This window comes from Devosia ureilytica, assembly GCF_024273195.1.
GTDB classification, from domain to species: domain Bacteria; phylum Pseudomonadota; class Alphaproteobacteria; order Rhizobiales; family Devosiaceae; genus Devosia; species Devosia ureilytica.
Genome location: NZ_JAMZCU010000005.1, coordinates 42,800 through 66,377 on the forward strand (window position 1 = coordinate 42,800; position 23,578 = coordinate 66,377).

Consider the following 23,578-nt stretch of genomic DNA (forward strand, 5'->3'; position numbering starts at 1 on the left):
GGAATTTCCGGCACTGCCAAGGTTTTGGCTCGCCTTCGAGCTTACCGTTGGCCCCGAATTTCGCACCACAATCGGCTCCCCGTTCCAACGCCGCCCGCTGCGCGCAATGATGTCACCGCGCGCCCCGACACTGCAAGGCTGGTCCAGCGTCGGCCGCTGGACGCTGTTCGGCACCATGGCCTGCGTTGCCGCCTCGATCAGTTTTACCCTCATCGTCTTCGGTGACCTGGGCGGCGAGTTGGCCACCCGGCTGCTGATCAGCGCGGCCGCACTGCCCATCATGATCGGCGCACCGCTGTTTTTCTATTTCAGCGTTCGCATGCGCGGCCTGGCCATTGCCAACGCGCGGCTGGGGCGCGTTGCCCGTACCGACAGCCTCACCGCCTGCCTTAACCGCGGCGCCTTTACCAGCCGCATCGATGCGTGGCTGCGCGATCCGGCCTCGTCCAATTGCGGCGCCCTGCTGATGGTGGACGCCGACAATTTCAAGGCAATCAACGATCTCTATGGTCACGATCTTGGCGATGAGGCACTGACCATCATCGCCCGCGCCATCCGCTCCACCCTGCGCAATGGTGACCTTGTCGGTCGCATGGGCGGCGAGGAGTTTGCCGTCTTCCTGCCCGGCGTCACCCAGCACCAGGCACAGGTCGTGGCCGAACGCATTCGCGTCTCGGTCAACACGGCCGAGTTCAGCCCGCATGGCGAAGCGCGGCGGCTCTCGGTTAGCGTTGGCGGCGCCGCCTTCTCGCAGACCACCAGCTTTGCCCAGCTGTTCCGCATTGCCGACCAGCGCCTCTACGGCGCCAAGCATGCCGGCCGCAACATCGCCGCCGTGGTGCAGGTCGAGGATCACCCCTCCATCAACATCCGGCGCACGGCATAAAAAGGGCGGCCCCAAGGGACCGCCCGCTATCCAGAAGTCACCGACCTGGGACCAGTCGCCATTTCGCCCTGGCTCAGCCGTAAATGTCGGTTTTCGAGAGCCGGAGCGCAGCGTACATCGACCACGTGAGCACCGGCAGCGCAGAAAACTGACATTTGCAGGCCAGCATCAGCTCAATGTCGATTGGCCCTAAAGCTTGGCGGCGTCTTCGTCGCTCATGTCGAAATTCGAATAGACGTTCTGCACGTCATCGTCTTCTTCGAGCGTATTGATCAGCTTCATCAGCGTCGCGCCCTTTTCGGCGTCGATCTGCGTCTGGGTCTGCGGCCGCCAGATGGCCTTGACCGCCTCGGCTTCGCCCAGCACGGCTTCGAGCGCTGCCGACACCTCCGCCATGGTCTCAAAGCTGGTGTAGATATAGTGGCCTTCTTCGTCGCTCTCGACGTCGTCGGCACCGGCCTCGATGGCCGCTTCCATGACCTTGTCCTCGGTGCCTACCGCCGCTGGGTAGGTGATTTCGCCCACGCGGTCGAACATGAAGCCCACCGAGCCGGTTTCACCCAGCGCGCCGCCATTCTTGGAGAAGTACGAGCGCACATTCGAGGCGGTACGATTGCGATTGTCCGTCAGCGCTTCGACGATCACGGCCACGCCACCCGGGCCATAGCCCTCATAGCGGATTTCGTCATAGTTCTCGCTGTCGGCACCGGCCGCCTTCTTGATGGCGCGGTCGATATTGTCCTTGGGCATGGACTGGCTGCGCGCATTTGCAACGGCAAGGCGCAGGCGCGCGTTGAACGCCGGATCAGGCTGGCCCATCTTGGCGGCCACGGTAATTTCGCGAGCCAGTTTGGAAAAGACCTTGGAGCGGACCGCGTCGGACTTGCCCTTGCGGTGCATGATGTTCTTGGCGTGGGAATGGCCGGCCATTCAATACCTCGGATAAGCAATTCTGGAATTTCGGGCTGCTTATAGGGGGCCGCACGGCAAAAATAAAGCGCCCGCCCCGCTTGTCGGCGGAACGGGCGCCGGGTTTACCCCAGATCAATCAACCCGGATCGTGCTTGTTCCAGATTGTCTGGTCGATCTTGTCGGCCAGTTCGGGATAATCGGCAGCGTGGAACAGCGGCTCCTTGCCCGCCTTGCGCTGGGCCCGGTAGTCCTTGGTGAGTTTCGCTACCGTTCCCGAAAGCATCACGATGGCAATCAGGTTCACCGTCGCCATCAGCCCCATTGAGGCATCGGCGGCGTTAAACACCGTGGCGACGCTTTCGTAAGCCCCCCACACCACCATGGCGAGCACGCCCAGCCGCAGCACCGTTAGCCCCGCCATATTGCCCACCTTCAGATAGGTCATGGCGTTTTCCGCATAGGAATAGTTGCCGATGATCGAGGTGAAGGCAAAGAACAGAATGGCGATGGCAATGAAATATTGCCCTGCCCCGCCGATATGGACGGTCATCGCCGCCTGCGTCAGCGGCGTCCCGGTCAGGTCGCTGCCGTCGCCCATCACCCCCGAAAGCAGGATCATCAGCGCCGTCGCGGTACAGATGAGAATAGTGTCGATGAACACGCCCAGCGCCTGCACAAATCCTTGCGAGGATGGGTGATGGGGGTCGGGCGTCGCTACCGCCGCGATATTGGGCGCCGAGCCCATGCCGGCCTCGTTGGAGAACAACCCGCGCTTGACCCCATTGAGCAGCGCCCCGGCAATCCCGCCACCGGCGGCGTCCAGTCCAAAGGCGCTCTGCACGATATTGCCCAGCACCCCGGGCACTTCGCCGATATTGATGGCCACCACATAGAGCGCCACCAGCAGATAGACCACGGCCATGAACGGCACCGTAATCTCGGCCACCCGGGCAATCTGCTTGATGCCGCCAAAGATCACCAGCCCCGACAGCGCCGCCAGCGCCACCCCGACCCAGATCTTGTCAAAGCCAAAGGCGCCTTGCATGGCATCGGCAATCGAATTGGCCTGCACCGCATTGAACACCAGCCCGAAGGCCAGGATCAGGCAGACCGAGAACACGACGCCGGCCCAGGGCGCACCCAAGCCCCTTGCAATGTAGAAAGCGGGTCCACCGCGATACTCGCCGTTCTCGTTCCTGGTTTTGTAAAGCTGCGCCAGCGTGGATTCCGAATAGGCCGTGGCCATGCCGACCAGCGCCACCATCCACATCCAGAAAATGGCGCCCGGCCCGCCTAGGTAGAGCGCAACGGCAACGCCAGCCAGATTACCAGTGCCGACGCGCGATGCCAGGCTCGTGCACAGCGCCTGAAACGGCGTGATACCGGCACTGTCGTTCTTCTTGCTGCCAAGAACGGCACGGAACATTTCACCGAAATTGACGAACTGGATAAACCCCAGTCGCACGGTGAAAAACAGGCCTACCGCCAGCAGACCATATATGAGGACATAGCCCCAGAAGATGTCGTTGAGAAAATTGATGACCGGATCGAGCATGGCCCCACTCCTGCATGCGTGGACGATTGATCGGCACGTCGTGCCGCGTCCGGGGCCTGTCTTTCCTTCTTAGCCAACCCAATAAGTGCGCCCCAGGCGCAACAGAACTGATCGGACCCTAATTCGCTCGGCCCGGCAAGGGGGGAAATCTGCCAGTACGTCAGGCCTCGGGAAAGTCCGGCAGCATCTGGCTGAGCACGCCGCCGACGCGCAGCGGGCAGATATGCCGCGCCAGCCCTGTTGCAGGATCAGTGTCCACCGCCACGCCGCAGAGCGTTGCTTCACCCTCGGCGGGGGTGAACCGGCCATTTGGAATGCCGGTCAGGAAGCGGTTCAACGGCTCGTCGGTATCGGTGCCGATGATGCTATCGAAATCCCCGCACATGCCGGCGTCGGCCATGAAGCCGGTCCCGCCCTTGAGCACGCGATGATCCGAAGTCGGGATATGGGTATGCGTGCCCACCACCAGCGTGGCGCGGCCATCCAGATAATGCCCCATGGCCTGGATTTCTGACGTGGCCTCGGTGTGAAAGTCGACGATCACCGCATCGGCCACATCGCCCAGCGGCGCCTCGGAAATCGCCGCATCGACGGCCCGGAACGGATCGTCGATGGGGGGCATGAACACCCGGCCCAGCGCATTGACCACCAGCACGCGGTGCCCGTTGCGCCCCTCGACCATCATGGCGCCCCGCCCCGGCGTGCCCGGCGCATAATTGATCGGCCGGATCAGCGTTGGCTCACGCTCGATATAGCTCAGCGCCTCGCGCTGGTCGAAAGCATGATCGCCCAGGGTCACGATATCGGCTCCGGCATCGCGCAGCGACTGGAAATGGCTCTCGATCAGCCCCTTGCCGTGGCTGGCGTTCTCGCCATTGATCACCACGAAGTCGAACTTGTAGCGCGCGACCAGCCCTGGCAGGCGCTCGCTGACCGCATCGCGACCGGCGCGGCCCACCACGTCGCCCAAAAACAACAGCCTCATGCTTTGGGTCCGAAGAAACGCACGCCGTTCTCGGTAACGATCGCATCGAGAGGCACGTCATGGCCCTCGCGCGGAATATGCGCCAACTCCTGAGCCGCAAAGGCAAGCCCGATCAGCATTGGCTTTTTCGGCAGCACCGCCAGCGTTCGATCATAATAGCCGCCGCCATAGCCAAGCCGCGTGCCTTCATTGTCAAAACCCAGCAACGGCATCAGCACCACGTCGGGCACCGCGCGTGGTGCGAGGTCGGATGGCGCCAACGTGCCGAACCCGGCCTCATAAAGGGGCGCGTCGGCCTCCCAGACCCGCAGGTCCAGCGGCTCCTCGTCGCCCGCGACCACCGGCAGCACCACCTTTTGCCCGCTGTCCATCAGCCGGATGAGAATGGGTTGGCAGTCCAGCTCATCGCGAATGCGCCAGTAGCCGGCCACCACGTCTTCCGGGGCATAGGCGATAGTTTCGAAAAAATGCAATGCGACGGCCTTGGCGGCCTCGGCGCGGTCTTCCTGGGAAAGTCCAGCGCGCACAGCGTGGGCGTCCCGGCGCAAAGCGGCCTTTGCTAGTTCCAATGCCTCGTCCGCCATGCGCCCTCTTTGGTCTAGAATTCGGTGCCGCCCTGGCCGTGGGACATCTGATCCCGGGAACCTACATACGTAGGTGGGCGCCGTATGTCCGAGCCCACGGGCCCGGTCAGGGACAGCTCCCTCAGGATCGATTAAGGCCCCGGGGATATGTGTGTCCACACGCGCCGGGCAGCGAACACAGATATAGGCGCATGTGCGGCCCGCTGCAAAGGGCGCTCATATCAAATCAGGCCAGTTTTGCAGCGCGTGAACAATTCGAAGAATGACGACGTCTTCGTCCTCGACCACATAAAGAATGTGATGCCGGCCACTTGGCATGAGGCGCACCGGCCCGTTAGCCGACGTTCGCTCCATGCCCAACAGCGGATTTGCAGACAAGGTGTCGAACATCTCGACAATTTTCGCGATATAGTTGCGGGACTGGCGAACGCCAAACTGCTCTATGCCCGTGACAGCGATCCATTCCAGATCGCTGTCGGCAAGTTCGGCAGTTCTCCATGCCATATCTCAGCGCTTCTCCCGCTTTGCGATGGCAGCTTCCGCTCTCTTCATCACCAGGTCGAGCAATTCATCCTTGGTATAACTATGGCGCGGACTATCCAGCGCCTCGGCCACAACCCGATCAAAATCGGCCTGTTGCCGGGCCCGCTCCTGCTCCTTGCGAACAAGATCGCGCACAACGTCGCTGCTGTTGGCGTAGCGTCCGGTTTCGACCTGCTGCTCCACCCATTCCTTCATGGCATCGGGCAGGGATACGTTCATCGTGGCCATCGGAACCTCCGAACCATTGGCAAAGTTTGCCAATTTTTGCCAACTTACGGCAGGGGCACCGTCTCGTCCAGTGCATCGGCGACGCCTTCGAGCGCCTTGGCCGCTTCGCTCAGCTTGGCGGCGAACTGCGCCTCGGTGCTTTCGAGTTCGGCGGCGATATCCTGCCCCGCCTGGGACAATTCTGCCACCTGGGCCTCCAGCGCCTTGATCCGGCGCTCGGCCTCGGACAATTCGTCGAGCACGGCAATGCCAGCCATCACCGTCAGCCGATTGTCGCCGATTTCGCCGACCGCGCCCTTTAGCCCCTCGACATGGGTGTTGAAGCGCTCGGCCAGCCCGATCAGGTGACCCTGCTGCCCCTCTTCGCAGGCCATGCGATATTTGCGGCCATTGATCTCGACATTGACTTCGGGCACTGGCCTACTCCGCCTTTTCCAGCACCGAGCGCACGGTTTCCATCGCCTCGACCAGCCGGCGCGACACTTCGTGGGCGCTGTCGTCGAGCCGCTTGGCCCGCGCCGCAGTCTTGTCGAGTTCTGTGGCCAGCCGTGCGCGCTCATGCACCAGCCGCTGGGTATCCACTTCCATGCGCTGCTGGCGCTGCAGACGGGTGTTGAGGTCGCGGGCACTCGTTCCCAGACGTGCCAATGCCCGGTCAAACCGGGCCGCCGCCGAGATCATGCCTTCTTCAAGTTCCGTCTCACTCATGGCCGCTACTGCCCTCAAGACGCGACGATTCCAACCCCGCCAGCCTGCCCCAGCGATTATGGCAATGCAACTGGCTTAACACGGCAACTCCCCGGAAATCCGGCGTCTACCGAACGGCAATGGCCTTTGGTGACATTGACAGGCAAGCCGAACCTGTTATGCCTCAACCCCGCCTTTTGGGAGGAGGCAGGCCCGGCCGCCGCTCCCGACAAACCCTAGACTTTTGAGCAAGCGAGCGGTCCTCCTCATGACGAACACAGCCCAGCAGAACGACTTGGCCAATGCGATCCGATCCCTTTCCATGGACGCGGTCGAAAAGGCCAATTCCGGCCATCCCGGCCTGCCCATGGGCTGCGCTGACATCGCCACGGTGCTTTTTACCAAGGTCATGAAGTTCGACCCCGCCGACAGTCATTGGGCTGATCGCGACCGCTTCGTGCTCTCGGCCGGCCACGGCTCGATGCTGCTCTATTCTTCGCTCTATCTCCTCGGCTACCAGGACATGACCCTGGAGGAAGTGAAGAACTTCCGCCAGCTTGGCTCCAAAACCGCCGGCCACCCCGAATATGGCTATGCCCAGGGCATCGAAACCACCACCGGCCCGCTCGGCCAGGGCATCGGCAATGCCGTGGGCATGGCCATTGCCGAGGCCAAGCTCAATGCCGAATTCGGCTCTGATCTTGTTGACCACTATACCTGGTGCCTGGCCGGCGACGGCTGCCTTATGGAAGGCATTTCCCAGGAGGCCATTGCCCTGGCCGGCCACCTCAAGCTCCATAAGCTCGTGGTGATCTGGGACAATAACAACATCACCATCGATGGCGCCGTCTCCAATTCCGACAGCACCGACCAGATCGCCCGCTTCAAGGCATCGGGCTGGAACACCATCGAGATCGATGGCCACGATCAGGCCGCCATCGAAAAGGCCCTGCTCGACGCCAAGCACTCCGACAAGCCCACCATGATCGCCGCCAAGACCACCATTGGGTTCGGCGCCCCGAAAAAGGCTGGCACCAACAAGGTTCACGGCTCGCCCCTCGGCGCCGAGGAGCTGGCGGGCGCCAAGGCCGCGCTTGGCATCACCTACCCCGCCTTTGAAGTCCCCGCCGAGACCCTCGACGCCTGGCGCGCCGCCGGCCTCCGCTCGCAGAATGTGCGGGGCGAATGGCAGTCGCGTCTCGGCGCTTCGGCCAGCAAGGCCGAATTCGAGCGCCGCATGGCTGGTGAACTGCCGGCCGGTTTCGCCCAGGCGATGATCGACTACAAGCAGCAGCTCAGTGCCGACAAGCCCAAGGTTGCCAGCCGCAAGGCCAGCCAGATGGCGCTCGACGTCATCAACGCCATCGTGCCCGAAACCCAGGGCGGCTCGGCCGATCTCACCGGCTCGAACCTGACCAATACCAAGGAAACCCTGCCCTTCCAGGCCGACAACTACTCCGGCCGCTACATGATGTACGGCATCCGCGAGCATGCCATGGCTGCGGCCATGAACGGCATTGCGCTCCATGGCGGGCTGATCCCCTATGGCGGCACCTTCATGTGCTTTACCGATTATGCCCGCCCGGCCATCCGCCTGTCGGCGCTGATGCACCAGCGCGTCATCTACGTCATGACCCACGATTCCATCGGCCTGGGCGAAGACGGCCCCACCCACCAGCCGGTCGAACATATGTCCGCCCTGCGCGCCATTCCCAATCTGCTGGTCTTCCGCCCCGCCGACGCCGTGGAAACCGCCGAATGCTGGCAACTGGCCCTCGAGGCCGAGAGCATGCCATCCATTCTCGCGCTCTCGCGCCAGAACCTGCCCACCGTTCGCACCGAGCACACCGCCGAAAACCTCTCGGCCAGGGGTGCTTACACCCTGGCCGGCGATGCCAATGCCGATGCGGTGATCTTTGCCACCGGCTCGGAAGTCGCCATCGCGCTCGACGGCATGAAGCTGCTGGCCGAACAGGGCATCAGCGCCCGCGTCGTCTCGGTGCCGTCCATGGAGCTCTTTGCCAAGCAGTCCGCCGCCTATCGCGCCGAAGTCCTCGGCACGGCCAAGGCCCGCGTGGCTATCGAAGCGGGCACCGAAATGAGCTGGAACAAGCTGCTGGGCGACAATGGCCGCTTTGTCGGCATGCAGGGCTTCGGCGCCTCCGGCCCCATCGAAGCGCTTTACGAACACTTTGGTCTTACGGCCAAAGCCGTTGTTGAAGCCGTCACCGCACAGTTGTAAGAGGGCGCTGCCCTCCCTTCCTAACTCCCGCCCTAGGAGCGTCTCACATGGCAGTTCGCGTCGCCATCAATGGCTTTGGCCGTATCGGTCGTAATGTTCTCCGCGCCATCATCGAGTCGGGTCGCACCGACATCGAAGTCGTGGCCATCAATGATCTCGGCCCGGTCGAAACCAATGCCCACCTGTTCCGTTTCGACAGCGTGCATGGCCGCTTCAATGGCACCGTCACCGTCAATGGCGACACCATCGACGTGGGCCGCGGCCCCATCAAGGTTACCGCCGTCCGCGATCCGGCCGAATTGCCGCATGGCGAAATGGGCGTCGACATCGCGCTTGAGTGCACCGGCATCTTTACCTCCAAGGAAAAGGCCAGTGCCCACCTCAAGGCCGGCGCCAAGAAGGTGATCATTTCTGCCCCCGGCGACGGCGCTGACAAGACCATCGTCTATGGCATCAACCATGCGTCCCTGACCAAGGACGACGTGGTGATCTCGAACGCCTCGTGCACCACCAATTGCCTGGCCCCGCTGGCCTATGTGCTGCACAAGGAATTCGGCATCGAAAAGGGAATGATGACCACCATCCATTCCTATACCGGTGACCAGCCGACCCTCGACACCATGCACAAGGATCTCTATCGCGGCCGTGCGGCTGCCCTCTCGCAGATCCCGACCTCGACCGGCGCTGCCAAGGCCATTGGCCTCGTGCTCCCCGAGTTGAAGGGCAAGCTCGATGGCGTCTCGATCCGCGTGCCCACGCCCAACGTCTCCTGCGTCGATTTCAAGTTCATTTCCAAGCGCAATGTGACCGCCGAAGAAATCAACGCGGCCGTCAAGAAATATGCCGACGGCGAGCTCAAGGGTATCCTTGGCTACACCACCCAGCCCAATGTCTCCATCGACTTCAACCACGACCCGCATTCCTCCACCATGGCTCTGGACCAGACCAAGGTGATGGACGGCAATTTCGTTTCGGTCCTGTCCTGGTACGACAACGAATGGGGCTTCTCCAACCGCATGGCCGACACCGCCGTGGCCCTGGGCAAGACGCTCTAGGCGATTTGCAGACCTGAATTATAGGGCGTCCTCCGGGACGCCCTTTTTTGTTGAGAATGCGCGCACTGCTATTCCTCTCCCCCTCGGGGAGAGGTGGCCGGAGTGCAGCGGAGGACGGTGAGGGGGCTTTCCCACACCGCGGCGCCATCCTCCTCATCCGGCGCTACGCGCCGCCATCTCCCGAAGGAGGACAGGATTTAGAGCGGATGACAAAATCAACGTCTTCCGGCATCGTGCCCGAACTCGGAGCGTTCCATGAATCTCAATCGATCCATCCGCTGGCACGGCCTTCACCTCGCCACCACCGAACAGTGCCACGTCATCGCCACGAGCCGTGACACCCGCATTCGCGGCGCCATCATCGGCCCCGATTTCGGTCTCTTCTATCGCTTGAAGCTCGATGAAAACGGCAACACCCGCACCGTCAGGATCGAGCGCACCGATGGCCAAACGCTCGAACTGTTCGCCGATGGCGCTGGCAGCTGGTCCGATGATCGCGCCGAGCCCATCTCGGCCCTGCGCGGCTGCATTGACATCGACATCTGGCCCACCCCGCTGACCAATTCGCTGCCGATCTGGCGTCACGCCTTCACCGACAATCAGCCGGTACGCTTCGCCATGGCCTGGATCGATGCCACCAGCTTTGAGCTCAAGCGCTCTGAACAGCTCTACACCCGGCTTGACGCCAGCCATTATCACTATCAATCCGCCAATTTTGAAGCCACGCTGAGCGTGGATGATAATGGTTTGGTCGTGGAATATCCGGGCCTTTTCGCCCGCGCCTGACCGGCACGAGGTCACGCCGCTGTCACCAAATCAGCCTATGCACTGCCGTGTCGGAAACGGAGCAACACCATGTTCCTTCTTACCAGGCGGATATCGTCAGTCTTGCCGCTCACCTGGTTGCTGATCGGTTGTGTCGAGATGGTCTGGCTGCTCCCGGCACCGGCGTTGCTGATGCTGGTCTTCCTGTCCTGGCGCCATCGCCACATCCTTGCCCTGGTCGGCACCGCCCCCCTCGCCAGCGACGGCTTTGCCAAGCATGTCATGGTCCACGACCTGCTCCGCCTTGGCGGGCAAATGCTGCTCTCGCCCTTGCTCTATCTTCTCGGCACCCAGGCAGCCGCAATCATCTCCTGACACCGGCGCAACATTGGATGCACGCCATCCAGAAGGCTTCCAAGAGCGGGGCCAATGCGCTCCTCCCCCTGTCAGGGGGAGGTAGTGAAGCTTGGCCTTCAGGCCATAGCGAAACTGGGAGGGCGTATCCTCTTCAAAAAACACATCAATCCAAAAGTAATCCCCGGTCCCTCCACCATCCCTCATACTGCCCTCGTTCCCGCCGTTAACACGCGGCACTGACGAGGTGTCGGGCGGGAAGACTGGGCCGCACCGGGTCGCCGGGGCGGAGGCGTGTATGCTGACCACCGGCCGCTCAACCAAAGCGACTGGCGATAGGCGGCGATGGATGTCTCTGGCATCCGGGCCAAAGGTCTTCGCCGACAGCCTAGGGGATGAGCACCTGCAAGGGGGCCGCTCGATGCATGCGTCCGAAATCCCAGGCGTGGGAAGCGGCTTTCGCCTCTTCTTTACGAATACCTTCGGGGCGAAAGCCGCTTTTCACCGTGTCACCGCAAGCCGCAAGGCCGGGCGGCGATTGCTGCTGGACCCAATTCAGTCACCACAGAGAAATTTTCTGTCCCCGCTTCCGCCAAACGTGCCACTCTGTTACCCACGTCCCGAACAGAACTGACCTCGGAGGCAGCACCATGAGCAACGGCTTCAAGACCCTCGATGACCTCGATCTGACGGGCAAGCGCGTGCTCCTGCGGGCCGACCTCAATGTGCCGGTGGCCGACGGCAAGGTGACCGACGCTACCCGCATCGAGCGGCTGGTGCCCACCATCCGCGAGATCGTCAAGAAGGACGGCAAGGTCATTCTTCTGAGCCACTTCGGTCGCCCCAAGGGTCAGGTAAATCCCGAATTTTCGCTCGAGCAGGTCTGCGCCGCCGTAGCCGACCAGACTGGCCACCCTGTTGGCTTCGTCGCCACCGATTGGGTCGATGTCAGCGCCGCCAAGGCCGCCATTGACGCCGCGCCCGCCGGTTCAGTCCTCGTCATGGAAAACACCCGTTTCCATCCCGGCGAGGAAGCCAATGACGTTGATCTGGCTCAGCGCATGGCGAGCCTTGGCGATTGCTATATCAACGACGCCTTTTCGGCGGCCCACCGCGCCCATGCCTCCACCGAGGCCCTGGCACATCTGCTCCCCGCCGCAGCGGGTCTGGCTATGGAGGCCGAACTCGAAGCTCTGGAATCAGGACTGGGCAAGCCGAAAAAGCCCGTCATCGCCATTGTCGGCGGCGCCAAGGTCTCGTCCAAGATCGACCTGCTCGAAAATCTCGTCACCAAGGTGGATGGCCTCGTCATCGGCGGAGGCATGGCCAATACGTTCCTCTTTGCCCAGGGCTACGGCATGGGCAAGTCGCTCTGTGAAAAGGATCTGGCCGATACCGCCCGCCGCATCATGGAAAAGGCCGAAAAGGCCAATTGCGCTATCATCCTGCCCATCGACGCCGTTGTCTCCTGGCATTTCAAGGCCAATTCGCCGACCCGTCTCTATGGCATCGATGCCGTGGACCCCGATGGCATGATCCTCGACATCGGTCCCTCCTCCATCGAGCGCATCATTGGCGCTATCGATGATGCGCATACCGTGGTCTGGAACGGCCCTGTCGGCGCCTTTGAAATGGAACCCTTCGACGCGGGCACCGTCGCCATTGCCAAGCATGTAGCCAAGCGCACCCATGATGGCCTCTTGATCTCGGTCGCCGGTGGCGGCGACACGGTCGGCGCCCTCGCCCATGCCGGGGTCAAGGACAAGCTCACCTATGTCTCCACCGCCGGCGGCGCCTTCCTCGAATGGATGGAAGGCAAGCCCCTCCCCGGCGTCGAAGCGCTCAAGAAGTAGAGAGCCTACAAGGCGAACATCACCCCACCTCATTCCCTCCCCATCAAGGGGAGGGAGGCGCAGGGCGGGGACGCTAGTGTTCATCCCTCCCCCTTGTGGAGAGGGTAGCGTCGCAGGGCCGAAGGCCCTAGCAAAGCGAGGGTGGGGGTGCCGGCGCGGCAGACCTTCGCGACCTAGAACCGCGCTGTCACCGGGTCCGACCCGATCCGCCCGTCCGCCGCATCAAGGCCGGCAATAGCTGCCTTGTCCGCCTCGCTCAACGCGAAGTCGAACACGTCGAAATTCTCGACGATCCGGCTTGGCGTCACCGACTTGGGAATGACCACCAGGCCCATGTCGAGGTGCCAGCGGATGATCACCTGTGCCGCGCTCTTGCCGTGGCGCTTGGCAATGTCCCCGATCACCGGGTCATCCAAAAGCTTGCCCTGCCCCAGCGGGCTCCAGCTCTCCGTCACCACGCCAAGCTTGGCATGCTTGTCCCGCATCGCCTTCTGCTGGAAACGCGGATGCAGCTGGATCTGGTTGATCGCGGGCGTGACACCGGTTTCGGCAATCAGCTGCTCGATATAATCGCCCTCGAAATTCGAGACGCCAATCGAGAGCGCCTTGCCCTCTTCACGCAGGCGGATCATTGCCCGCCAGGTATCGATGAACTTGCCGCGATAGGCCGAGGGCCAGTGGATCAGATAAAGATCGACATAGCCTGTGCCGAGCCGCTCAAGACTTGCATCCATGGCCCGGAGCGTTTCGTCAAACCCCTGATCCTCGTTCCACACCTTGGTCGTGAGAAAGATATCCCCGCGGGCAACGCCCGACGCTACAATGCCCTTACCGACCCCGGTTTCGTTCTGATAGACGGCCGCCGTGTCGATATGCCGATAGCCGGTCTGGAGCGCCGTGCTGACCGCCTCGACAGCGACGTCATCAGGGGTCTGCCAAACTCCCAGGCCGATTTGTGGGATGGAGCGGCCGTCATTGAAGCTCACGTGTGTTTGCGTGCTCATCTTTTTTTCCTGATTTGTCGTGGAAGGGCGCCAACAGCGCCAGTGGACTATCGGCAACTTACGATGGAGGAACTCAAATTCCAAGCCCGGCAATCGGTTCCATTTTATCTTCCATACAAGATTAGCCTTTCGTCGCATAACCGGAGGTCTAATCGAAAGCGGCGTAACGAAAGTCTAATCTCAGGGTCAGTTCCCATCGAAGGTTTTGACCCATGACCAAATCGCTCAATGCGATCGCCCAGAAGCTGATGACCACCGGCATGGGCATTCTCGCTGCCGACGAATCCGAAGGCACCATCGGCAAGCGTTTCGCCAAGATCAATCTGCCCAATACGCTCGATTTGCGCCGCGACTATCGTGAAATGCTGTTCGGCGCGACCGAAGCGATGAAGAACTATGTGTCGGGTGTCATTCTCACCGAGGAAACCCTCAAGCAATCGGCCGCCGATGGCACGCCCTTCCGCGCCATTCTTGCCGACGCCGATGTCATCCCCGGCATCAAGGTCGATCGCGGCGCCTTCCCAATGCCCGGCGAGGCCGGCGAGAAAATCACCGAGGGCCTCGATGGCCTGCGCCAGCGCCTTGAACATTATGCCGAGCTTGGCGCCGGATTTGCCAAGTGGCGCGCCGTCATTACCATCAATGACATCGCCCCCACCCGCAACAACATCCGTGCCAATGCACATGTGCTGGCCCGGTACGCCATGCTCTGCCAGGAGGCCGGCATCGTCCCCATCGTCGAACCCGAGGTTGTGGGCGACGGCGAACCAGGCAATCATTCCATGGAGCGCTGCGCCCAGGTCACCGGCGACGTTCTGGAAAATGTCTTCAAGGAACTGCGCCTGGCTGGCGTCGATCTCGCCGGCATGCTCCTTAAGCCCAATATGGTGCTGCCGGGTCTTAATTCGCGCGACCGTCCCACGGTTGAGGAAGTCGCCCGTCGCACCGTCGATGTGCTCAAGGAACATGTGCCCGCTGCCGTCCCAGGCATCGCCTTCCTCTCGGGCGGCCAGACCGATGAAGAAGCCACCGCGCATCTTTCGGCCATGAACCGCCTCGCGGGGAAACCCTGGCCCATGACCTTCTCCTATGGCCGCGCCTTGCAGAATGTTGCCCTGCGCACCTGGGCCGGTCGGCGCGAAAATTTCACCGCCGCGCGCCAGGCCTTTGCCCACCGTGCCCATATGAACTCCCTGGCCGCTATTGGCGAATGGACCAACGACCTCGACCGGGCGGCTTGAGTCTCAGTTCTCCCCGCGATCCCAACGTCGCGGCTGGCGCGCGCATCCCTCCCGGAGCGCGCGCCTTTTTTCTTCCCGGCTTCGCGCCATTGCCTACACTGGGGTCAATCCCCTATTGAGGCTTGTCCCTTTGTTGCCAAAATGGCGACCTAGGGAGCATCGGCTCGATCACCCGGAAACATCATGGCTCCGCAGCTCTATCTCATCACGCCGGACAACCCGCATCTGGAGCAGTTTCCGCGCCTCCTCATGAGCGTGCTGTCGGGGCCCGAAGTTTCGGCTTTGCTGGTCCGTCGCGGCAAGCTTGACGATGCAGCTTATGCCGGACTAGCCGAGCGTCTGGTGCAGATCGGCCAGGCCGCCGGCGCCGCCGTGCTGATCGAAGACGATGTCGATCTGGCGCGCCGCCTTGGGGCCGACGGCGTGCACGTTACCACCGGCGGCACCAAGGCGATCAGCGCCGCCGTCTCTGCCCTCAAGCCCGAAGGCATCGTCGGGGTCGGCAACGTTCGCTCGCGCCACGACGCCATGAGCTTTGGCGAGCTGGACGTGGACTATGTCATGTTCGGCCCGCTCGGCGGCACCGCCGATCCGCAAGCTGGCGAACTGGCCCAGTGGTGGGCGGAGACATTTGAGATCCCCGCCATTCTGTCCGACCCGACGGCTGAGCCCGGGACCCTGGGCGCGACTGACGCCGAGTTCATCGCTCTTTCCGATTGCATCTGGTCATCTCCCGATGCCGCTGTGACCCTCACCGCTTTCGACAAGGCCAGCAAGGCAAAAGCATGAAGCTGATCCGCGCCGTCGTCTGTGTCGCCCTTTCGGGCCTGTGCCTGCCGGCCCTGGCTCAAGGCAACGCCGCCGACGCGATCAGCAGCGAAGTTTTCGGCCCCCGCAAACGCATCGACTATGCTTTCGGCGCTTTCCAGCGCGGCTACTTCCTCACGGCACTGGAATTGGCCCTCCCCCGTGCGGAGAAGGGCGATGCCGCCGCCCAGACCCTGATCGCCGAAATCTATGCGCGTGGCCTTGGTGTTGTGCAGAGCTACGAGCGGGCTGCCGGCTGGTACCAGTTGGCCTCGCGCAACGGCGATCGCCTGGCAACCTTCGAGTTGGGCATGTTCTACCAGGACGGGGTGGGCGTTCCGCGCAACCGCCAGCGCGCCGCCGAACTGTTCCAGGCCGCCGCCGATGCCGGCTATATACCGGCCAAGTACAATCTGGCGCTGCTGCATGTCGAAGGAGTCTATGTCGAGCCGAACCTGATCACCGCCGCTGCGTTGATGAAGGAGGCAGCCGACGCTGAACTGCCCGAGGCACTCTACGACTATGGCGCCATGCTGCTCGAAGGCGCGGGCGTCGTGCCAGATCTCGCGGAAGGCGCCCGCTACATGAAATTGGCCGCGGAAGAGGGCTTGGTTGATGCCCAGATAGACTACGCCACCCTGCTCTACCTCGGACAAGGGGTAGAGAAGAATGTTGCGGAAGCGGCGCTTTGGTATGGCATTGCTGCCGAATCCGGCAATGTCGTGGCCCAGAACCGGTATGCCAAGTTGTTGGCCGTCGGCGAAGGGACCACGCTCGACCTTGAAGAAGCTGCCATGTGGCGCGCCCTGTCCCGTCGCCAGGGGTTGACCGACCCCGATCTCGACCGGCTTCTGGTCTCCATTCCACCCGAGGCCCTCGCACGCGCCGAAGAACGAGCCCGTTTCTGGCCTTCCGCGCCGCCCAGCGCCGTGGCTGAAGCGCCCCCGGCTGCCGTTCAAGGCCCGATGCTGCCAACCCCGACCGACCCGGCCAACGCCCCCAGTCAGGCGGTCGATCCCAATCCGCTCCCGCCGGTGACGACACCATCCCCGACCAACCCGGTCGCCGAGGAACAAACCGAAGTCGAAACGCAAGACCCTTGAACCGCGGGCGGTTCTGGGGCAATAAGCCCGCCACACTTCAATCCAGCGGCGGGACCCCATGGTCCCTTTGCCGGCCGGCAGCCCGATCTGCCCGTGCCGGCTGACCCGCATGAGCTAGCGAGCACCTCCCTATGGCGCGTTCCGCCCTTCTTAATGTCATGGTCAGTGCGGCTTTCAAGGCCGGCAAATCCCTGTCGCGTGACTTCAACGAGGTCGAGAACCTGCAGGTCTCCCGCAAGGGTCCAGCCGATTTCGTCTCCAAGGCCGACATCCGCGCCGAACAGATCGTCTTTGACGAATTGCGCAAAGCCCGCCCCACCTATGCCTTCCTGATGGAAGAGGGCGGCGAGGTTGCGGGCACCGATGGCCAGCACACCTGGATCATCGACCCGCTCGATGGGACCACCAATTTTCTCCATTCCATCCCGCTGTTTGCCGTCGCCATCGCGCTGCAGCGCGGCGATGAAATCGTCGCTTCGGTGATCTACAATCCAGTGATGGATGAACTCTACACCGCCGAAAAGGGCGGCGGCGCCTGGCTTGCCGATACCAAACGCCTGCGCGTTGCCAACCGCCGCCATCTGTCTGATGCGGTGGTCTGCACCGGCATCAAGACCCAGGGCACAAGCAATGACACGTTGCAGCTGCGCCAGCTCGCAACGGTCAATCCCGCCGTTGCCGGCATTCGCCGCTCGGGCTCGATTGCCGTCGATATGGCCTGGCTCGCCGCCGGACGTTTCGACGCGCTCTGGGAAGCCGGCCTCAAGCCCTGGGACGTCGCCCCGGGTCTGTTGATGGTCAAGGAAGCCGGTGGCCTCGTGTCCGACTATGCCGGCCAGCCCGGTTCGGTCGCCAATGGCCAGATCGTTGCGGGCAATGAACCGCTGCACGGCGCCCTGCTCAAAACCCTGCGCACCATTCAATAGGTTTTTCTGCCCCATTGCTGTCATGGCAGTGCGTTAACCTTTTCCATTGTCACGCCTTTCGACCGCCTCTAGACTCCGAGGCGGTTGATTTGCGTGCGAGGGGCAAGGTTCGGCAAAGATGACGCAGACTTACGATCCCTATCACCTCGCCAGCCCGACCGTTTATCTGGTCAAGATCGTGATCTTTCTGGTGCTGGTGGGGCTGGTCGCCGCCATCCTGATCACCAATATCGTCAGCTTCTTCTGGGCCAATCCGTTCATCAATTCGATGATCTTTTTTGCCCTGTTCGTGGGCATTTTCCTCAGCTTCCGCCAGATATTCCGCCTGTTCCCGGAAGTGAAATGGGTCAATTCGCTCCAGGATGGCACCGTCACCTCGACGCGCCCGCCGGTGCTGCTGGCCCCGGTTGCCGGCATCCTGCGCGAGCGGATTGGCGAGGCGGTCATCACCCCGTCCTCCATGCGCTCCATTCTCGATTCGGTCGGCAATCGCCTCGATGAAGCCAAGGACACCTCGCGCTATCTCACCGGTCTTCTGGTCTTCCTGGGCCTTATGGGCACCTTCTACGGCCTGCTTGAAACCGTGAGTTCGGTCGCCGGCGTCATCAATGCTCTGGATGTGACCTCGGCCGACACGGCCTCGCTCTTTGCCAATCTCAAGGAGGGTCTGGCGGCTCCGCTGGGCGGCATGGGAACGGCGTTCTCGTCCTCGCTGTTCGGCCTTGCCGGATCTCTGGTGCTGGGCTTTCTCGACCTCCAGACAAGCCAGGCACAGAACGCCTTTTACACCGACCTCGAGGACTGGATGACCTCGATGACCGAACTCGATCACCCGGTCAGCGCCATGCAGGCCAATGCTGGTGGCCCGGAAATGGCGGCCATGTTCGAAAAGCTCGGCGACAGCATGCAGAACCAGAACTCCTCCCAGAATGCCATTCGCGCCATGGCAGAACTGGCGCGCGGCATTGACGGGCTGGTCAAACATATCCGCGTCGAGCAGGACGACCTGAGGCGCTATATCACCGAGCAGGGCGAGACCAACAAAAAGCTGCGAGACCTGATCGAGGCCATGCTCAACGAAGCCGACAACGAGCGCCGGGACTGATCCATGGCTGGAGCGCGCGCCCGCCGCAGACAGGAAGCCAATTACTGGCCCGGCTTTGTCGATGCGCTGTCGAGCCTCTTGCTCGTCATCATTTTCATGCTGTCCCTGTTCATGCTGACCCAGTTCTTCCTGGGCCAGGAACTGCAGGGCCGCGACACCGCGCTGGCCCGGCTCAACAGCCAGATCGCCGAGCTGACTGACCTGTTGCAGCTTGAGCGCGCCAATTCTGACGACCTCAATGCGCAATTGGCCAATCTGACGGCGACCCTGGCAGGAGCGCAGGCCGACAATGATGCGCTCACCAGTCAGCTCGCCGGGATCGACACCGGGCTCGGGGATCGCGACGCCGCCATTGCCAGCCTCGAGTCCGACCTGCTCGATGCTGAGCGCCTGTCGGACGAGGCAACGGCCCAGGTCGCGTTGCTCAACCAGCAATTGGCGGCCCTGCGCACCCAGATCGGGGCGCTGGAAGCCGCGCTGGAGGCCTCCGAGGCGCGCGACACGGAATCGCGCACCCAGATCGCCGACCTCGGGCGCCGCCTCAACCTGGCACTGGCCCAGCGTGTTCAGGACCTCAGCCGTTACCGCTCCGACTTCTTCGGGCGGCTGCGCCAGATTCTCGAAACCCGCGCCGATGTGCGCGTGGTCGGCGACCGCTTCGTCTTCCAGTCCGAAGTGCTCTTCGACCCCGGCCAGGCCGATATCGACCCCGGTGGCACGCCGGAACTGGACGCCCTGGCCGACGCCATATTGCAGCTCGAAACCGAAATCCCCACCGACATCAACTGGGTGTTGCGCATCGACGGTCATACCGATAGCCGCCCCATATCCAATGCCCGCTTCCCGTCCAACTGGGAGCTATCGGCCGCCCGCGCCATCTCGGTGGCGCAATATCTCGTCTCGCGCGGCGTCTCGCCCAATCGCCTGGTCGCCGCCGGCTTTGGCGAATTCACCCCGCTCGATCCGGGCGAGAACGACGAAGCGTATCGCCGCAACCGCCGCATCGAATTCAAGCTGACCGAAGGCTGAGCCGCGCCCGATGCGCTTGCAAGCCAAGCCCGTGCTGATATGCCGCCCGGCCAGATGGCGTCGCGTTTGCACGGTGAAAAGCGGCTTTCGCCCCGAAGGTATTAGTAAAGAAGAGGCGAAAGCCGCTTCCCACGATCGGGATTTGTGACGCACGCATCGAGCGGCCCCCTTGCAGGTGCTCATCCCCTAGGCTGTCGGCGCAGACCTTTGGCCCGGATGTTTTTAGACATCCATCGCCGCCTGTCGCCAGTCGCTTCGGTTGAGCGGCCGGTGGTCAGCATACACGCCCCCGCCCGATCGACACCGTGCGGCCCGTCTCCCCACCCGATGCTTCGTCGGCACCGCGTGTTGCCGGTGGGGATGGAGGGACTATGGCACGGGATTTGGTGGCGGGGATAAGTGGCGTTGTCGAGGTGCGAATTCAGCCGAGCGCGAAGCCCGTGGGCGTGGTGCGAGGCCCTCGGGTCGAGCCCGAGGGCGGCATGCGGATGGGGTGGCCGGCCTTCTCGTGTCGAGGGGATCGGGGAGTGCCTGATAACCGCATGCTTAACCTTAATAGCGGCGTGCCTTGATGTGTTGCGCCATGGCAACGTCACAAAAAAGCCTGGTTTCCCGCCACATCCGCGCCCCATTAGGCAAGGATTAACCGTCCTGGCACACCCGGTCTTAAGATTAAGCGCGGTAAATGTCGTCCTTAAGATTTTAGCCTTCTCTTAGGAGCCTCCCGTGGTCATCCCCGCCCCAATCAATACCGCAATGCGCGCCGCAGCCATGTTGCTGTTCGTGGTTGTTATCGCCGCTTGTTCGCGCAGCGCCACTGACAATGTCGGCCTGACCGGGGTCGGCAATGCCGGCGCCGGCGCCCCTGGCAGCCAGCAGGAATTCATCGTCACCGTTGGCGACCGCGTGTTCTTCGAGACCGATTCCAGCGCGCTCACCAGCGAAGCCATGGCCACGCTCGACAAGCAGGCCGCCTGGCTCAACCAGTACCCGAACTATCGCATCATGGTCGAAGGCCATGCCGACGAACGCGGCACTCGCGAATATAACATTGCGCTGGGTGCCCGCCGTGGCTCGGTTGCGGTCAATTACCTGGTGTCCAAGGGCGTCAATGCCCAGCGCATCACCACCCAGTCCTTCGGCAAGGAGCGCCCGGTGGCGATTTGTAACGACATCTCCTGCTGGAGCCAGAACCGCCGCGCGGTCACCGTCGTCCAATAAATCCCGAGCTTTCGCCGCTCGAAAGTTCCAAAACGAATCCAGTGAAAACTGGAGGCAAGAGCGCCCGGAGCCACAAAATGGCCCGGGCGCTTTCTTTTCACCAAAATTGCTCTTTATCGGCGGACCGATAACACCCATCTTGGCCGGCGACGGCAACAATGGAGGCAGGCTTGACGCTATCAAACTTCGCAAAACTTGGTCGAGCGACGCTCTGCGCGCTGGGACTGGGCCTTTGTGCATCAGCGGCCAACGCGCAGTCGGTATTCCCACCCGGCGAGTTGAGCGGTCTCAGCTTCAACAATGACGGCGGCCGCATTCTGGTGGCCCAGGCCGATAGCGCCCAGCTCCTGGTGCGCATCCAGCAGCTTGAAGAGCAGAATCGCCTGCTCAACGGCCAGATTGAAGGCCTGACCTTCCAGCTCACCCAATTGCAGGAAATTCTCAACCGCTTCCAGGAAGATGCCGAATTCCGCTTCCAGCAGCTGGAAGGCGGTGCTGGGGGAAAAACTGATGCGGCAACCCAACCGGGCGGCGTGACGCAGCCCGAGGCGTTGCCGCAGGACCCGGCCACCGAGACAGACGTGCCCCTGACCGACATTCCTGAGCAGGGCGTGCAGCCCCTGCCCGGCGAGGTCGAGTTCGACCCCACCTTCGATGATGGCTCAGCCGCCACGGACGATCTGGGCCAATCTGGCGACCCGCTGCTGGGCACCGGCCAATCGGGCGGGGTAGACCTGATCACCGGCCAGCCGCTCGACCTCAGCTATGACCCGACCGCCGACGCCACCGGCGACCCGGATGCCGACGCGCAATATCGCGCCGGTTATGAGGCGCTTGTGGCCGGCGATTATAGTTTTGCTGAACAGCAGTTCGCCCAGTTTATCGAGCTCTATCCCGACAATGAGCAGATGATGGATGCCAGCAATTGGCTCGGCGAATCGCTGTTGGCGCGTTCGGCCTATGCCGAGGCCGCCGATGTGCTGGTCGATGCCTATCAGAAAAACCCCGATCATCCACGCGCGCCGGACCTGCTGCTCAAACTGGGCATTTCCCTGGCCGGCGTGGGCGAACGCGAAACCGCCTGCCGCACCTTTGCCGAGATCGACACGCGCTATCCCGACACCATCCCCGCGTTCCAGACCCGTCTTGGTGAGGAAAAGGCCAAGGCTCAATGTCCGCCGGCCTGACCCCGGACCTGGGCGACCCAACAGTTCTCAACCGACTGTTTGCCCCAGCCGCTGGCGAGCCTGCCATCGGGCTGGCGGTATCGGGCGGCCCCGACAGCCTGGCGCTGCTGCTGCTGGCGCAACGCTGGGCCGCCGGACTGGAAACGCCGCCCAGGCTGATTGTCTATAGTCTCGACCATGGCCTGCGGCCCGAAGCGGCCGCCGAAGTCGCCATGGTTCTGGACGTCGCCCAACGCCTCGGCATCGCCGCCCGCGCACTCGCCTGGGCCGGCACCAAGCCGGAGGCCGGACTGCAGGAAGCGGCGCGGCAGGCGCGCTATCGCCTGATCGGCAAGGCGATGGCCGAGGACGGCGCCACGCTTTTGCTCACGGCCCATCACCGCAGCGATCAGGCCGAAACGGTGCTGATGCGCCTGGCCCATGGGAGCGGCATCGAAGGCCTCAAGGCGATGACGCGAATGAGCCTGGTCGAAGGCGTGAGGGTGCTGCGGCCGCTGCTGGACGTCGAACCGGCAGCCCTTGCCACGCTGGTCGATGAAGCCGGCCTTACGCCCGCGCGCGACCCATCCAATGACGACGCGAGCTATGAGCGGGTGCGCTGGCGTCAGCTGCTGCCCACATTGGCTCAGGAGGGGCTCGACAGCGCCGCCCTCGCCCGCTTTGCCACGCGTATGGCCGAGGCTGATCTGGCCCTGGCACAAATGGCCGACGCTGCCTTTGCTGAACTGGTAACGCTCGACGGTTTCGGCGCCGCCAGCGTGCCGCGCGCAACATTTCTGGCGCTGAGCCCGGCCATTGGCCGGCGTGTGCTTGGCCGGGTGCTCAACATTGTCGGCGGACGACAGAAGCCCCGGGCACTGGGCCAGGTAGAGCGGCTTTACGATCAGATTGCCCAAGCCGACCTGCCCCGCGCCGCCACGCTGCTGGGTGCCGTGGTGAGAATGAAGGGCGCGGCCCTGACCATCTCGCGCGAGCCGGGCCGAGCCCTGCCCGAAGATATCATCCTGGCGCCGCGCCAGCGCCTGGTGTGGGACCAGCGGTTCTTGATCACCAATGTTTCGGATGACGCCGGAATGGTGGCGGGCGCCACCGATTTCATGCCGCGCCATCGCCTCGAAGATTTCCTCGGCTTCAAGGTGACGACACCCGCCGAAGCCATTCGCACCGCACCGCTGGTTCGCGACGCGGCAGGCGGCGTGCTGGCCCTTGGCGGCTGGTCGTTTGATGATCGGGTCAAGGTCGAGCTGCTGATCGACTGATAACGGGCCGCACCGCGTAACGGTACTGCCCTGCGCGGCATCGCGGG

The 23,578-nt window shown here is 62.9% G+C and carries 24 protein-coding genes and 1 other RNA gene; 15 read left to right on the top strand and 10 right to left on the bottom strand.

The genetic code is table 11. The features are described 5' to 3' along the window. Window positions 1-109 precede the first annotated feature (109 nt). Window positions 110-886 carry a GGDEF domain-containing protein gene (locus tag NIM87_RS13485; protein ID WP_254675224.1) on the top strand — a complete coding sequence of 259 codons (777 nt, stop codon included), beginning with the start codon at window positions 110-112 and terminating at the stop codon, window positions 884-886. 189 nt (window positions 887-1,075) lie between these two features. Here the strand turns inward: NIM87_RS13485 and NIM87_RS13490 are convergent, their stop codons facing one another. From NIM87_RS13490 to NIM87_RS13530, 9 genes are all read right to left on the bottom strand, one after another. Continuing rightward, the gene (locus NIM87_RS13490) at window positions 1,076-1,816 is read right to left on the bottom strand and encodes a YebC/PmpR family DNA-binding transcriptional regulator (protein ID WP_254675225.1); all 741 of its coding nucleotides are present in this window, start codon (window positions 1,814-1,816) and stop codon (window positions 1,076-1,078) included. A gap of 118 nt (window positions 1,817-1,934) precedes the next feature. Then, the gene (locus tag NIM87_RS13495; protein ID WP_254675226.1) at window positions 1,935-3,353 is read right to left on the bottom strand and encodes an alanine/glycine:cation symporter family protein; all 1,419 of its coding nucleotides are present in this window, start codon (window positions 3,351-3,353) and stop codon (window positions 1,935-1,937) included. 160 nt (window positions 3,354-3,513) lie between these two features. Beyond that, window positions 3,514-4,338, bottom strand: coding sequence for a TIGR00282 family metallophosphoesterase (locus tag NIM87_RS13500; RefSeq protein ID WP_254675227.1), 825 nt, complete (start codon window positions 4,336-4,338; stop codon window positions 3,514-3,516). After that, window positions 4,335-4,922: a 5-formyltetrahydrofolate cyclo-ligase gene (locus NIM87_RS13505; protein ID WP_254675228.1), complete on the bottom strand. Its 588-nt coding sequence runs from the start codon at window positions 4,920-4,922 to the stop codon at window positions 4,335-4,337. The genes NIM87_RS13500 and NIM87_RS13505 overlap by 4 nt, the downstream gene beginning before the upstream one ends. Before the next feature lie 20 nt (window positions 4,923-4,942). Then, window positions 4,943-5,100, bottom strand: a non-coding RNA gene (ssrS, locus tag NIM87_RS13510) — 6S RNA. Between the two features lie 38 nt (window positions 5,101-5,138). After that, window positions 5,139-5,426 (bottom strand): type II toxin-antitoxin system RelE/ParE family toxin, encoded by a 288-nt coding sequence (locus tag NIM87_RS13515; protein ID WP_254675229.1) that lies wholly within the window; start codon window positions 5,424-5,426, stop codon window positions 5,139-5,141. Between the two features lie 3 nt (window positions 5,427-5,429). Then, window positions 5,430-5,693 (bottom strand): type II toxin-antitoxin system ParD family antitoxin, encoded by a 264-nt coding sequence (locus NIM87_RS13520; RefSeq protein WP_254675230.1) that lies wholly within the window; start codon window positions 5,691-5,693, stop codon window positions 5,430-5,432. Between the two features lie 44 nt (window positions 5,694-5,737). Beyond that, window positions 5,738-6,109, bottom strand: coding sequence for a cell division protein ZapA (locus NIM87_RS13525; RefSeq protein ID WP_254675231.1), 372 nt, complete (start codon window positions 6,107-6,109; stop codon window positions 5,738-5,740). A gap of 4 nt (window positions 6,110-6,113) precedes the next feature. Continuing rightward, window positions 6,114-6,401 carry a DUF4164 family protein gene (locus NIM87_RS13530; protein ID WP_254675232.1) on the bottom strand — a complete coding sequence of 96 codons (288 nt, stop codon included), beginning with the start codon at window positions 6,399-6,401 and terminating at the stop codon, window positions 6,114-6,116. A 247-nt stretch (window positions 6,402-6,648) separates the two neighbouring features. Between NIM87_RS13530 and tkt the strand changes: the two genes are divergently transcribed. The 5 genes from tkt to NIM87_RS13555 all read left to right on the top strand — a co-directional run bounded on the left by tkt (window position 6,649) and on the right by NIM87_RS13555 (window position 12,649). Beyond that, entirely contained in the window at window positions 6,649-8,622 is a 1,974-nt protein-coding gene (gene tkt, locus NIM87_RS13535) for a transketolase (RefSeq protein WP_254675233.1), read from the top strand. A 47-nt stretch (window positions 8,623-8,669) separates the two neighbouring features. Next, window positions 8,670-9,677, top strand: coding sequence for a type I glyceraldehyde-3-phosphate dehydrogenase (gap, locus tag NIM87_RS13540; protein ID WP_254675234.1), 1,008 nt, complete (start codon window positions 8,670-8,672; stop codon window positions 9,675-9,677). A 255-nt stretch (window positions 9,678-9,932) separates the two neighbouring features. After that, window positions 9,933-10,463, top strand: coding sequence for a putative glycolipid-binding domain-containing protein (locus NIM87_RS13545; protein WP_254675235.1), 531 nt, complete (start codon window positions 9,933-9,935; stop codon window positions 10,461-10,463). 69 nt (window positions 10,464-10,532) lie between these two features. Then, entirely contained in the window at window positions 10,533-10,817 is a 285-nt protein-coding gene (locus NIM87_RS13550; RefSeq protein WP_254675236.1) for a hypothetical protein, read from the top strand. A 629-nt stretch (window positions 10,818-11,446) separates the two neighbouring features. Next, window positions 11,447-12,649: a phosphoglycerate kinase gene (locus NIM87_RS13555; RefSeq protein ID WP_254675237.1), complete on the top strand. Its 1,203-nt coding sequence runs from the start codon at window positions 11,447-11,449 to the stop codon at window positions 12,647-12,649. A gap of 173 nt (window positions 12,650-12,822) precedes the next feature. Here NIM87_RS13555 and NIM87_RS13560 read toward each other — a convergent pair whose 3' ends face one another. Then, on the bottom strand, window positions 12,823-13,653 hold the full coding sequence (locus NIM87_RS13560; RefSeq protein WP_254675238.1) for an aldo/keto reductase: 831 nt from the start codon (window positions 13,651-13,653) through the stop codon (window positions 12,823-12,825). 212 nt (window positions 13,654-13,865) lie between these two features. On the opposite strand from NIM87_RS13560, the gene NIM87_RS13565 reads away from it, so the two are divergent. From NIM87_RS13565 to tilS, 9 genes are all read left to right on the top strand, one after another. Continuing rightward, a complete protein-coding gene (locus NIM87_RS13565; protein ID WP_254675239.1) occupies window positions 13,866-14,894 on the top strand; it encodes a class I fructose-bisphosphate aldolase in 1,029 nt (342 codons plus the stop codon). A 183-nt stretch (window positions 14,895-15,077) separates the two neighbouring features. Then, a complete protein-coding gene (locus tag NIM87_RS13570) occupies window positions 15,078-15,683 on the top strand; it encodes a thiamine phosphate synthase (RefSeq protein WP_254675240.1) in 606 nt (201 codons plus the stop codon). Continuing rightward, entirely contained in the window at window positions 15,680-16,804 is a 1,125-nt protein-coding gene (locus tag NIM87_RS13575; protein ID WP_254675241.1) for a tetratricopeptide repeat protein, read from the top strand. The genes NIM87_RS13570 and NIM87_RS13575 overlap by 4 nt, the downstream gene beginning before the upstream one ends. 131 nt (window positions 16,805-16,935) lie before the next feature. Then, a complete protein-coding gene (locus NIM87_RS13580; protein ID WP_254675242.1) occupies window positions 16,936-17,730 on the top strand; it encodes an inositol monophosphatase family protein in 795 nt (264 codons plus the stop codon). Window positions 17,731-17,848: 118 nt separating this feature from the next. Continuing rightward, window positions 17,849-18,835: a flagellar motor protein MotA gene (locus tag NIM87_RS13585; protein WP_254675243.1), complete on the top strand. Its 987-nt coding sequence runs from the start codon at window positions 17,849-17,851 to the stop codon at window positions 18,833-18,835. A gap of 3 nt (window positions 18,836-18,838) precedes the next feature. After that, the gene (locus tag NIM87_RS13590; RefSeq protein WP_254675244.1) at window positions 18,839-19,864 is read left to right on the top strand and encodes a peptidoglycan -binding protein; all 1,026 of its coding nucleotides are present in this window, start codon (window positions 18,839-18,841) and stop codon (window positions 19,862-19,864) included. Between the two features lie 756 nt (window positions 19,865-20,620). Further along, on the top strand, window positions 20,621-21,085 hold the full coding sequence (gene pal, locus NIM87_RS13595) for a peptidoglycan-associated lipoprotein Pal (RefSeq protein WP_254675502.1): 465 nt from the start codon (window positions 20,621-20,623) through the stop codon (window positions 21,083-21,085). A 170-nt stretch (window positions 21,086-21,255) separates the two neighbouring features. After that, complete coding sequence (gene ybgF, locus NIM87_RS13600) at window positions 21,256-22,272, top strand: tol-pal system protein YbgF (protein WP_254675245.1); 1,017 nt, start codon at window positions 21,256-21,258, stop codon at window positions 22,270-22,272. Next, on the top strand, window positions 22,257-23,531 hold the full coding sequence (gene tilS / locus NIM87_RS13605; RefSeq protein ID WP_254675246.1) for a tRNA lysidine(34) synthetase TilS: 1,275 nt from the start codon (window positions 22,257-22,259) through the stop codon (window positions 23,529-23,531). The genes ybgF and tilS overlap by 16 nt, the downstream gene beginning before the upstream one ends. Window positions 23,532-23,578: the final 47 nt, after the last annotated feature.